Annotated in this window: 13 protein-coding genes; 6 read left to right on the top strand and 7 right to left on the bottom strand. The window is 36.5% G+C overall.

The genetic code is table 11. The features are described from left to right. Nucleotides 1-28 precede the first annotated feature (28 nt). Together ispA and AC0L5Q_RS09510 are read right to left on the bottom strand one after the other, a co-directional pair. Nucleotides 29-919, bottom strand: a complete 891-nt coding sequence (ispA, locus tag AC0L5Q_RS09515) for a (2E,6E)-farnesyl diphosphate synthase (protein ID WP_473617931.1) — start codon at nt 917-919, stop codon at nt 29-31. Continuing rightward, nucleotides 920-1,171 (bottom strand): exodeoxyribonuclease VII small subunit, encoded by a 252-nt coding sequence (locus AC0L5Q_RS09510; protein ID WP_473617927.1) that lies wholly within the window; start codon nt 1,169-1,171, stop codon nt 920-922. A 223-nt stretch (nt 1,172-1,394) separates the two neighbouring features. Here AC0L5Q_RS09510 and pomA point away from each other — a divergent pair, with 223 nt between their 5' ends. The 3 genes from pomA to thiI all read left to right on the top strand — a co-directional run bounded on the left by pomA (nt 1,395) and on the right by thiI (nt 4,751). Then, the gene (gene pomA, locus AC0L5Q_RS09505) at nt 1,395-2,159 is read left to right on the top strand and encodes a flagellar motor protein PomA (RefSeq protein WP_077339274.1); all 765 of its coding nucleotides are present in this window, start codon (nt 1,395-1,397) and stop codon (nt 2,157-2,159) included. An 11-nt stretch (nt 2,160-2,170) separates the two neighbouring features. Continuing rightward, the gene (locus AC0L5Q_RS09500; protein ID WP_473617922.1) at nt 2,171-3,109 is read left to right on the top strand and encodes a flagellar motor protein MotB; all 939 of its coding nucleotides are present in this window, start codon (nt 2,171-2,173) and stop codon (nt 3,107-3,109) included. A 187-nt stretch (nt 3,110-3,296) separates the two neighbouring features. Continuing rightward, a complete protein-coding gene (gene thiI, locus AC0L5Q_RS09495) occupies nt 3,297-4,751 on the top strand; it encodes a tRNA uracil 4-sulfurtransferase ThiI (RefSeq protein ID WP_473617918.1) in 1,455 nt (484 codons plus the stop codon). Nucleotides 4,752-4,772: 21 nt separating this feature from the next. Here thiI and AC0L5Q_RS09490 read toward each other — a convergent pair whose 3' ends face one another. Beyond that, entirely contained in the window at nt 4,773-5,717 is a 945-nt protein-coding gene (locus AC0L5Q_RS09490; protein WP_473617914.1) for a ketopantoate reductase family protein, read from the bottom strand. Next, nucleotides 5,714-6,013, bottom strand: a complete 300-nt coding sequence (locus tag AC0L5Q_RS09485; protein ID WP_473617910.1) for a VanZ family protein — start codon at nt 6,011-6,013, stop codon at nt 5,714-5,716. Before AC0L5Q_RS09485 ends, AC0L5Q_RS09490 begins: the two co-directional genes overlap by 4 nt. Nucleotides 6,014-6,248: 235 nt before the next feature. Here AC0L5Q_RS09485 and AC0L5Q_RS09480 point away from each other — a divergent pair, with 235 nt between their 5' ends. Then, a complete protein-coding gene (locus AC0L5Q_RS09480; RefSeq protein ID WP_077339278.1) occupies nt 6,249-6,731 on the top strand; it encodes a YajQ family cyclic di-GMP-binding protein in 483 nt (160 codons plus the stop codon). A 250-nt stretch (nt 6,732-6,981) separates the two neighbouring features. Continuing rightward, the gene (locus AC0L5Q_RS09475; protein WP_473617905.1) at nt 6,982-8,328 is read left to right on the top strand and encodes a sodium-dependent transporter; all 1,347 of its coding nucleotides are present in this window, start codon (nt 6,982-6,984) and stop codon (nt 8,326-8,328) included. A gap of 108 nt (nt 8,329-8,436) precedes the next feature. On the opposite strand, the gene trxA is transcribed toward AC0L5Q_RS09475, so the two are convergent. After that, nucleotides 8,437-8,748: a thioredoxin gene (trxA, locus tag AC0L5Q_RS09470; protein ID WP_076416989.1), complete on the bottom strand. Its 312-nt coding sequence runs from the start codon at nt 8,746-8,748 to the stop codon at nt 8,437-8,439. 122 nt (nt 8,749-8,870) lie between these two features. Here trxA and AC0L5Q_RS09465 point away from each other — a divergent pair, with 122 nt between their 5' ends. Beyond that, the gene (locus tag AC0L5Q_RS09465) at nt 8,871-9,749 is read left to right on the top strand and encodes a LysR family transcriptional regulator (protein ID WP_473617898.1); all 879 of its coding nucleotides are present in this window, start codon (nt 8,871-8,873) and stop codon (nt 9,747-9,749) included. A gap of 11 nt (nt 9,750-9,760) precedes the next feature. Here the strand turns inward: AC0L5Q_RS09465 and AC0L5Q_RS09460 are convergent, their stop codons facing one another. After that, nucleotides 9,761-10,468 carry a TIGR01621 family pseudouridine synthase gene (locus AC0L5Q_RS09460; RefSeq protein ID WP_473617894.1) on the bottom strand — a complete coding sequence of 236 codons (708 nt, stop codon included), beginning with the start codon at nt 10,466-10,468 and terminating at the stop codon, nt 9,761-9,763. Between the two features lie 3 nt (nt 10,469-10,471). Then, entirely contained in the window at nt 10,472-11,833 is a 1,362-nt protein-coding gene (locus AC0L5Q_RS09455) for a Na+/H+ antiporter NhaC family protein (RefSeq protein WP_473617891.1), read from the bottom strand. Nucleotides 11,834-12,084 lie beyond the last annotated feature (251 nt).

Here is a 12,084-nt window from a genome sequence, read left to right as displayed (position 1 = left end):
ATTATTCTTATTAATGTATATCGGGTAACTAGCTGGTGCGTTTTACTATAAAAGTGGCAAATTCAGCTAAACTGTGGGTATTGTAAGGTAAAGTAGACAAAGCTTGAAGCGCTTGTTGGTATAAGTTGTCAGCTTTTTGTTGCGCACCTTCTAAGCCGAGTAAGGCTGGGTAGGTACTTTTGTTGGCTGCTAGGTCTGAACCCGCTGGTTTTCCTAGCTCTTCTTCGCTTGAGGTAATATCAATAATATCATCTCTTACTTGATAAGCTAAACCAACAAGTTGTGCAAAAAGTTTTAATTGTTCTTTGTCTTTATTAGAAACACTGTTACTGCAATCAGCTGCCATAAGTACAGAAGCTTCAATTAAAGCGCCTGTTTTTAATGAATGTAAATGTTGCAGTGCTTCTAACGAAATAGATTTGTCTGTTGCGGCTAAATCTAATGCTTGTCCGCCACACATACCTTGATAACCTGAAGCTTTAACCAATTGTTGCACAAAACCAATACGTTTATTTTGTAGTGGTTCTGAAAAACGATGATTAGCTAAAATATCAAACGCGAGTGTTTGTAAAGCATCGCCAGCTAATATTGCAGTCGCTTCGTCAAAGGCTTTATGGCATGTGGGGTTGCCACGTCTTAAATCGTCGTCGTCCATTGCAGGTAAATCGTCATGCAATAACGAATATGCATGAATACATTCTAACGCGGCAGCTACGCCATCAATATCTTCTAACTTAGCGCCAACACTTATACCGGTAATATAAGCTAAATAAGGTCGCATGCGTTTACCACCTATTAATAAGCCATAACGCATGGCTTCTAATAAGCGCTCATCGTTACACGCTAACTGATCTAATTTATGGGTAAGAAATTGATTAACACGTTGCTGGTATTCATCTAATTGAGGAAGTTGACTCACTTAGCTGTCTTCCTGTGTTAATTTAAATGTTGCTAACCCTTCATCAGGATTGTTTTTATCAATCAATATTTGAATTTTTTGTTCAGCGTCTTGAAGCTTATTTTGGCTAGCCTGACTGAGATGTAAACCTCTTTCAAAAAGGCTCATCGAGTCTTCTAAACTAAGCTCTCCTTGCTCTAAGTCTTGAACAATTTCTTCAAGTTCATTGAGTGATTCTTCAAAGCTTAAATTTTCAATTTTTTTTCTAGCCATTATTTTTTACTGCTACATTTAATAGATGGGCGCAAAGGTACCTTAGCTTAACATTTTGGTCAATTAGCGTCGATTTATTAATTGATTGTTATCTTTTAATGAAAAGAACTTAAGTTATTGACATTGCGGGCGATAATAAAGCTATTAGTATTCGCGTAACCCAAATCGTTAATGTATTATTATTTTATGAAGTACAACGAAAGCATGTGAACAGGAGAATTTTGTGGATTTAGCTACGCTTCTTGGAATGGTTGGCGCCATAGGTTTTATTGTAATGGCGATGATTTTAGGTGGTGATATCAGCATGTTTGTTGATACTCAGTCTATATTGATCGTGTTTTGTGGATCTTTATTCGTTGTATTATCAAATTATAATATGGGGCAGTTTTTCGGTATAGGTAAAATATGTGGTAAAGCCTTCCTCTTTAAAATTGAAAAGCCAGAAGAGCTAATTGAAAAATCTGTTGAAATGGCAGACGCAGCTCGTAAAGGTGGTTTTTTAGCATTAGAAGAAGCTGAAATTACCAATGCTTTTATGCAAAAAGGCGTTGATATGTTGGTAGATGGGCATGATGCCGATGTAGTCCGCGGTACCATGCAAAAAGATATCACACTTACCAGCGAGCGCCATGAAAGAGGCATAGGTATGATGATGGCCATTGCCGATGTTGCTCCCGCTATGGGAATGATAGGTACATTAATTGGTTTGGTTGCTATGTTATCAAACATGGATGATCCTAAAGCTATCGGTCCGGCAATGGCGGTTGCACTTTTAACGACTCTCTATGGTGCTTTTTTAGCAAACGTAATTGCTATTCCTATCGCGAATAAATTAAAACTAAGACTCGATGAAGAAAAAATGAATCAGCAACTTATTTTAGATGCTGTATTGGGTATTCAAGATGGTCAAAACCCACGCGTTATTGAAGGGCTGTTAAAAAATTATTTAGCTGAAGGTAAGCGAACCATCGACACAAATGAAGAATAGGGGAGGCTAGAATGGAAGAAGAATGTAAATGTCCGCCCCCAGGTCTGCCTGCTTGGATGGGAACGTTCGCTGATTTAATGTCATTGCTAATGTGCTTTTTCGTGTTGCTATTATCTTTTTCTGAAATGGATGTTTTGAAATTTAAGCAAATCGCTGGCTCAATGAAGTTTGCCTTTGGTGTACAAAATAAAATTGAAGTAAAAGATATCCCTAAAGGCACCAGTATTATTGCTCAAGAATTTAGACCGGGTAAGCCTGAACCCACGCCAATTGAAGTTATTCAACAACAAACCGTAGAAATGACTCAGCAAATGCTAGAGTTTCAGGCGGGTGATGAAACATCTGCGGGGGGGCGTCAAGAACAACGTGGCACACAGCGTGGTGGCCAGTCTCAAAGTACGGCTAACGAGCAAGCTGCTCAAGAAGTTAAGCAATCCGCAGAAGATGAACAAAAGGCCTCTCAAGAACAAGTTAATGAATTAATAAAGAAAATAGCCGACCAGCTAGACAAGCAAATTCAAGATGGTGCCATAGAGTTAGAATCTTTAGGGCAACAAGTTATTATTCGTATTCGTGAAAACGGCTCGTTTCCATCTGGTTCAGCTTTTTTACAACCGCAGTTCAGACCTATTATTCGAGAAATAGGTGAGCTGTTAATGACTATACCTGGAGAAATAATGATATCAGGCCATACCGATAACCAAGGTATTAGCTCTGAGTTATTTACGTCAAATTGGGATTTATCAAGTAAGCGAGCGGTAGCAATAGCCCATGAAATTATAAAAGTGCCTGACTTTGATCAAAGCCGATTAGTGGTTGCTGGCCATGCCGATGCTCAACCTTTAGTGCCTAATAATAATGCACTTAATCGACGTAAAAATCGCCGTGTTGAAATTGCGATTAATCAAGGTAAAGCAAAAGAAACAGAGCCAGTGTCTATTATTCAATAACATATACCCTTTACCATTCAAGATACACTCTGAAATACGTACCTTGATTGGTAACAGGTATATACCTCGCTTACATCCAGTAAGGTTGAGATTACCTTCATGAGAAAAAATTATCCTAAATAGCCTTATTTATCGTGTATAATTCGCGCCATTATTTTTGAAGTACATTTGTTAGGTATTAGCGTCCATGAAATTTATTGTAAAGTTGCAGTCTGAAATCACCATTAAAAGTAGGCCTGTACGTAAGCGTTTTACTAAAATATTAGAATCTAATCTTAAAACTGTGCTTCGTCGTGTAGACGAACAAATTACTGCCCGTATGACGTGGGACAACATTGAAGTAAACACACCTAACGATTCTCCAGAAAATCGTAAAAAGGTGATTGAAACCCTGAAATGCGTTCCTGGTATTCCGATGTTTTTAGAGGTTGAGCAAACAGATTTTACTGATTTGCATAGCATTTACGAAAAAACAATTGCTTTACATGCCAAAACGATTGAAAACAAAACCTTTTGTGTTCGCGTAAAACGTACGGGTAACCACGACTTTAAATCTATTCAAGTTGAGCAATATGTTGGTGGCGGCTTAAATCAAGCGGTTGAGTCAGCTAAAGTAAAATTAAGTAAGCCAGACGTTACTATTCATTTAGAAATTAAAAATGAAAAACTGTTTATTGTTACTGAACGTCATAAAGGTTTAGGTGGTTTTCCAATTGCCACGCAAGAAGACGTATTATCGCTTATGTCGGGGGGGTTTGACTCAGCGGTTGCCAGTTATCAAATGATCAAAAAGGGTGCTCGTACTCATTATTGTTTCTTTAACTTAGGTGGTTCAGCTCACGAAATTGGTGTTAAGCAAGTCAGTTACTATTTATGGAACAAGTTTGGTGCGTCTCATAAAGTTAAGTTTTTTGCTATTGATTTTGAACCTGTAGTGGCTGAAATTTTAGAGAAAGTAGAAAACGGTCAAATGGGCGTTATTCTAAAACGTATGATGATGCGTGCAGCAGAAAAAGTGGCAGCACGCGCTAAAATACAAGCGTTAGTTACTGGTGAAGCATTAGGGCAGGTTTCTAGCCAAACGCTAACCAACTTAAATGTGATTGATCGTGTAACCGAGACCTTAATTCTAAGGCCATTAACAGCTTACGATAAACAAGACATTATCGATATTGCTCGTCAAATAGGTACTGAAGACTTCTCTAAAACGATTCCTGAATACTGTGGTGTTATCTCAAACAAACCTACGGTTAAAGCGGTGTTATCTAAAATTGAACAGGAAGAAAGTAACTTCGATTTTGATATTTTAGACGACGTAGTAAAGAATACTCGTTTATATGATATTCGTGATATTGCTACAGAAACAGAAGCTGAAATTAAAGCGGTAGAAATGGTCGACCAACTTGATGAAAGCGCCATTGTTGTTGATATTAGAAGCCCTGAAGAAGAAGACAATAACCCGCTAGAATTAGATAAAGTAGAAGTTATTCACATTCCATTTTATAAACTGGCGACAAAATTTGGCGATTTAGCGAAAGACAAAGACTATTTTCTTTATTGCGACCAAGGTGTTATGAGTAAGCTGCAAGCCTTGTATTTATTAGATAATGGCTTTACCAATGTTAAAGTTTACCGTCCGTAATTTACATTCATCATTACTGAGCTATAAGGCTAACACCCTTTGATATAGCTCAGTGTTTTTTGGGGTAGGAATATTCAATTCTTGCCCTAATCGGTGAATATAACCATTAATATATTCCACTTCTGTTTGCCTACCTTGCTGTACATCACATCGCATTGACGAACTATTTTTTGCGGTATTTTGCGCAACTAAATATACGGTTTCTTTTAAGCTTTCTTTATTCAAACTTATGTTTTTTAAATGGGCTATAACTACTATTTCATCTATTAGTTGGTTGATTGTATTCTCAAACTTCTCGTGAATTAGATCGCCATTTTTAATATCGTATAAGGCTGTTAATGGGTTTATTACACAGTTAATCGCTAACTTTAACCATTGTTTCGATAATATATCGTCACACCAAATAACATCAGGTAATACCGAATGTAGTAACTGTGTTGTTTTTGTTTCAAGTAACGGACTTTCTTTCCCAAATTTTCGGCCTAGATGAGAAATACCTGCACCCGTATGAACTATCTCATTATCAGAAAGTTTTAAGCAACCGTGCGTGGTAAGTAAGTCGAATACATTATTGTTTTGTAAAAACTGTGCAGATTCAGTATTTAGAGCCCCTAAACCGTTATGAGTCGTTATTACGAGAGTATTAGCTGTAATAAAAGGGTGTATGTCAGCAATGGCTTGATTGAGTTGATAGCTTTTAACACACACTAAAATAATATCTATTGCATGCTCGTTGCTGCTAGTGATCACTTTACTTGGAAAGGTTGTTTTTTGATTACTTAGCGAGGTAAATAAAATGGAACGTTGTAAGGTTTTTCGAGTAGGGGACTGATATAAAAAACAGTTAACAGCTTTGTTGCTACATAAATAAAAATGGCTATACCATAATAAACCAATAGCTCCAGAACCGACAATCATTACATTGGTTGTCGGTTGAGTGGTCACTGAAGCCGAAACGCTGGTCATATCGTTTCTTTTCTACCGTAAACCACTACCATCCATTTAATAATAACGAAGGTTCCAATACCAATAACGTCAGCAATAAAATCTCTAAATTCACCATTTCTAAAGCCTAAATAATACTGACCGATTTCAGTAAGTCCTGAATATAAAACCAAACAAATAGCTAAATTAAACAAAGGTAATTTAAATAAACTATTTAAAATCCATGTTAAGCAGAAAAAACCAATAAAATGGCCAATAGTATCAATTTTAGTCAATTGAAAAACGACTTCTCGTACTTCATTTGAAATAGTTAGCATCACCACAGACACCAATATAACAAGGAAAAAAAGTAAGTGATGGAGATATTTCATAAAGTTAACAACAAAGGGAGAAGATTTACCCTCATCATAACATGATGGAATAAGCCTATTCCAACGTATATTCGTTTAAATGTAGGCAAATATTCAGCATTATTATCAGCTTAATATTGGTTATCGAGTATCAGACTGTTATTATTTGCCTATCGTATTTTGTTTTAAAAAGAGAAAAATTATGCCATCAATGGATATCGTTTCTGAAATTAATATGGAAGAAGTACTTAATGCAACCAACAACACTAAAAAAGAGCTAGAAACTCGTTTTGATTTTAGAGGTGTTACAGCAAGTATTGAATGGAAAAAACCAACCGTTATCATTAAAGCAGAAGCAGAAATGCAATTACAACAGTTAGTTACCATGTTACGAGGTAATCTGGCTAAACGTAATATTGATGCTAAAGCACTTACTGTGTCTAAAGCTGAGTTTTCAGGCAAAACCGTTACTCAAACCCTTTCTTTTCAAGAAGGTATTGAACAACCCGTAGCGAAAAAAGTGGTTAAATTAATTAAAGACAGTAAGTTAAAAGTACAAGCCGCTATTCAAGGCGAGCAAGTACGTGTTACCGGTAAAAAGCGCGATGATTTACAACAAGTTATGCAACTTGTGCGCGAAGCTGATTTAGAGCAATCATTTCAGTTTAATAACTTTAGAGACTAAGTTGTCGTTGTTTATATGAGCCTCTTTATCTTCATATGTATGAATGAAAATAAAGAGGCTTTCTTTATCTTCTTTTTAATATTATTCCTTTATTTATCTATTTTATGTCAACTCACCGGTACTAAAATCTTTACACTTAAAATTGTGCAATCTTCAACCTAAACACGGGTTTATTAAATTAATACTGTTGTTTTGCGAATACATTAAGTAAATTACTCCGTTATGATCCTAATAAAAAAGATAGATGTTCATGGCTGGAAGTAGAGGCGGATTTAGTTCGCGACTAGGTTTTATTATGGCGGCTGCAGGTTCTGCGGTTGGTTTAGGCAATATTTGGGGCTTTCCTACGCAAACAGCCAGTAATGGTGGTGCTGCCTTTGTACTTATGTATTTGGTGTTAGCATTTTGTTTAGCCTATCCTGCATTTATGGCCGAAATATTAATTGGTCGTTATGGGCAAGCTAATGCGGTTACTTCACTTCAAAAAATGTCTAAAAGCTTATTTCAAAAACGCTTTGCTTTTGTTGTAGGTTTTGCTGGCGTTATATGTGCAGCATTAATTTTAAGCTTTTACGGGATAGTTGCAGGTTGGATGATTGCTCATACCGCTGAACCTGTGGCTAAATTAATAGGTAGTGTAGAAAGTGCTCATTGGCTGGTGGCTTTTTCCTTCGAACGAAACCTCATTTTTACGGCAATATTTGTTAGTTTAACTATTTTTATTATTTCTCGTGGTGTTGAAGAGGGTATTGAAAAGTGGTCTAAACGATTAATGCCATTAATGCTTACTTTGCTGCTTGTTTTAATCGGCTATGTGCTTACTTTAGAGGGGGCTAGCGAAGGCTTAGAAGCTTACCTTAATCCTGATTTCTCCCGTATTTTTGAACCCACGCTATTGTTAAGTGCTTTAGGGCAAGCTTTTTTCTCTTTATCTTTAGGTACGAGTGTTATGGTGATCTACGGCTCTTACATTTCTAAAAAAGAAAATATGGTGAGCTTAGGTGCACAGGTTACGTTAATTGATGTATCAATCGCTTTTTTAGCGGGTTTATTAATTATTCCTGCTATGTATGTGGCTCAAGCACAAGGTGTAGAAATATTTGCTGCTGACGGCAGTTTATTATCAGAAGATACCTTGGTATTTACCGTACTACCTAGTTTATTTGAAAGCATGGGTGGAGTAGGGCTGTTTGTTGCTATCGGCTTTTTTGCTTTAATGACGATTGCGGCGCTAACATCTTCTATCTCAATGCTTGAAGGGCCAGTTTCTTATGCGGTAGAGCGACATAATATAGAACGTAAAAAAGCTTCTATTACTATTGGTATTGGTATTTTTTTACTGAGCGTTATTATTATGGCTAATTTCGAGAGCTTGTTTGGCTTAGTAATTACCTTGTCTACTAAATACGGACAGCCAATTGTAGCTATGCTTTGTTGTGTATTTGTGGGTTGGATATGGCAACGTAATTCGCTGCTAGACGAAATTAAGCAAGGTAACGAGTCAATTGAAGAGAGTTTTTTCTGGAAGGTTTGGCCTGTTTACACCAAGGTAGTTTGTCCAACGGCCATTGCTATGGTGTTTTTACATTCGCTTTAGATACCAAATTTGTAGAATATTCGCTTATAAAAAAGCCCGTAATGATAGTGATATCATTACAGGCTTTTCTGATCTTTACCTATGGTGAATAGGTTAAATAAGTGCTAATTAAGCAACAAACTCTTTTAACTGTGTTAAAGATAATGCGCCAACTTTAGTTGCACTTAATTCGCCATCTTTAAATAGTAATAAAGTAGGGATGCCTCTGATGCCAAACTTAGTCATTAACTCTTGTGCATGGTCTGCATCAATTTTTACGATTTTCAATTCGCTATTTTCTTCAGATACTTGATCAAGTAATGGTGCAATCATTTTACAAGGTCCACACCACTCAGCAAAAAAGTCTACTAATACTGCACCTTTGTGTGCCGTTACTTCTTGTTCAAAATCTTCAGCTTTAATTACTGTTACATTGCTCATTATTTACTTCTCTTTTAATGTTAATAAGGTCTTTATTTATTGAAGAGCTATTCTAGGTGGTTTTCATTTAACTTAATAGATGGTTTAATAGAATCTATTGTTCTATATATGAGACAAACTTTGTGCTTAATTTAGATGATCTTATTTTCTTTTCTACCATTATTGATTCAGGCTCTTTAACGCAAGCAGCCCGAACTATGGGCGTGCCTAAATCAAAATTAAGCCGAAGATTAGCTAATTTAGAAGCTGAACTGGGTTATCAATTGCTTATTCGTACTACGCGTAAGCAAGAGTTAACCGAAAGTGGCTTGTTACTTTATCGTTCTTGCAAGCCTCATTTAGAAGCGCTAAGTAGTATTGAAAACGATATTCACGAGCTTAATACATCACCTAAAGGTCGGTTGAATATTTTGCTGCCTATAGAATTTTTTAGTCAGATTATTAGTCAAATTATTACCGACTTCGCGAAAATATATCCTGATATTGTGGTGCATTGCAGTCATTACAGTTCTGAATTTCCTGAAGAAAATTATTACTATGATTTGATTTTTGTTTTACATGAAACCGATTTAGCCCATTCGAGTTGGGTAGGTAAGCAGTTATTAAGTTTTCCACAATCTATTTATTCAGGTGTTAATGAATCGGTTGATCATATACACACGCCTGAAGATCTCCAAAATGAAAAGTGTATAACATCGAATAACAACGAACAGTGGTTGTTTAGGGAGAATAATAAAATTCAACTTATTTCTGTGCATGAAAAAGTTATTTTATCCAGTCCACAAATGAGGTTAGAGGCAACATCGCAACACTTAGGTATTGCAAAACTTCCTGATTACTTGTGCCAATCGCAAGGACATTTACTGAATGTTAAAAGGCTGAAACTAAGCCACGATCCAGTGGCATTACAGCTTACTGTTTTGTATCAAAGTAGAAGTATTGCTTTTAAAACACGAATGTTTTTAGAGTATTTTCAATCGAAAATGGGAAGTTTGTCTTAAAGCTATAGCCGTTACACTCTAGGCCAAGGTAAAAGCCAAGGTAATTCTATTTGTTTGAGTTGTTCTGAAAATTCAGCTGACAAAAATAGCTCGCCAGAGCTAGGGGCTTGTATATATTCGTACTGAATATTATTTAAAGTAAATTGTAAGGCGTAGGCATGTAGGTACCCTCTGTCGAACATAGGATTATCTGTAGTGCTACTCCCTCCGTATAAGGTATCGCCAATTATAGGTGAACCTATGCTGCTTAGTGCAACTCTTATTTGATGTGTTTTTCCTGAATGAGGTTTAACTAAATAAAGCCTTATACCATTACCTATGCTGTAAGACATAAATTGACTGATGGCTGGGTTTTCTTGGCTTCTTAGTAGTTTCCATGCGCTACGGCGACTTTTAGTCATGTCGCCTTTAATTAGGCCTTGTTTCTTTTTCGGTTTTTTATCACTGAGAGCGAGATAATATTTTTGAATGTGGTGTTGTTCAAATAATTGTTGGAAGGTTTTTGCTGTTTCATTATTTTTGGCAAAAATAAGCATGCCTGACGTCATTTTATCTAAACGGTGTACTGGGTATAACTCGCTTGTAGGACTAAGTGACAGCTTAACTTCATTAAAAAAACCTGAGCCTATTTCACCTTCATCATGAAAGTTGGTATTTGCAGGTTTATTTACCACAATAAAGTCGGGTTGCTCGTCAATTATATCGAATGTTGTTTCCATAAATTAGTAACTCAATCCGATTAACGTATAAATCACAATAGTGATCACTCCGCCAAATAGCGTGTAGGGTAATTGGGTTTTAACGTGTTCGAAATGATCGCAACCACTGGCGATAGAGGCAACTACGGTTGTGTCGGAGATAGGAGAAGCGTGATCTCCAAATACACCACCACCTAAAACAGCGGCCACCATAAACTCAATAGGTAAGCCACTTTGCTGAGCTACAGGTACAGCAATGGGTACTAAAATGGCAAAAGTTCCCCACGAGGTTCCAGTAGCAAAAGCCATAATTGCTGCAGCAATAAATAAAATAGGGGCCATTAAAAATAAAGGAAATTCCACATTAATGAGTTGGCTAACATAAAGCCCTGTACCTAATAATTTTATAGCACTACCAAAAGCGAAAGATAAAACTAACACGCCAACAGCAGGTAACATTTTTTTAGTGCCTGTTACTATGCCAGCCAAAATTTCGGTAACCGATAAAAGTTTATAACTTAAAATGAATAGGGTTAAACATACTAAAGCACTTATTATTGCCCAAAAGACGGAAAATGAGCCTGAACCTTGGCGAATGTCTCCATTACCCGTAAACCAGAGTAAACCTAGGGTGGTGACTAATAATGTTAATAAAGGAAACCACATAACCATAGCTGGCGCAGTTTTAGTGATCAATTCTTCACTATTTTGTTCTTGCGTTATCGGTTTAGCTAAGCGTAATGAACCATAAGCTTTACCTGAAAATGCGGTGTAATAAGCTAAAGCTAAAGCAATAATAGCGTAAAAGTTATAGCCAATTGTACCAATAAGAATGCCAACAGGATCGTTAAAGTTATAACCATCTAATAGCCCTAAAACATAAGCTCCCCAACCGTTTATTAACAAAAGAATACTGACGGGTGCACAGGTTGAATCAAGTAAATAGGCCAGTCTTGCACGGCTAAGTTTATGGGTATCAAATAATTTTTGGCTTGCCATGCCTGCGGTAAACATACTTAAATTAGTATCAGTAAAAATGCTGGTGCCAATTATGGTAGGTAGCATAGCGGCTTGTCTTTTATTTTTAACCAGATTGAGTTTGGCTAAACTTTCAATAAACCCATTTACCGCACCAGATTGATTCATCAAGGTAACTAACGCGCCTATTAATAAACTGAAAGCGACAATATAACTATTTCCAGTTGAACTAAACACACCCACTATGCCTAGAGCACTGTCGGTGAGCATAGTTAATGGATTGAAGTGGTTTATCATCAGAAAAGTAAACATTAGCCCACATAACAATGCGATTAGGGCGTTCCTTTTCCATACGGCAATAATAATTGCAATTAAAGGGGGAAGTAAGCTTAGTGCGCTATCTTGCATTTTTCGATAGACCTTTAAGGTTTTAAGTCAATTTACTGGATAGGCAACTTTACTGTATAGACAATAAATTGCAATTCAATAAAGCGCCTCTAATAGTAAACTCTAATAACACGCTACGTATTTAATGTAGTAATATTGCCAAGGAATTCACACAATCTTATTGGCTATTTAAATACTGAATGGGATTGAAATATGTTTTTTAGGCCATAAATAGGTTCTATCAACTCTTGCGTACAACGCATAGGAATTAT

It is taken from the genome of Pseudocolwellia sp. G5-9, from assembly GCF_055808995.1.
Note: the sequence above shows the minus strand (reverse complement) of the source record. Positions and strands in the feature narration are given on the sequence as shown.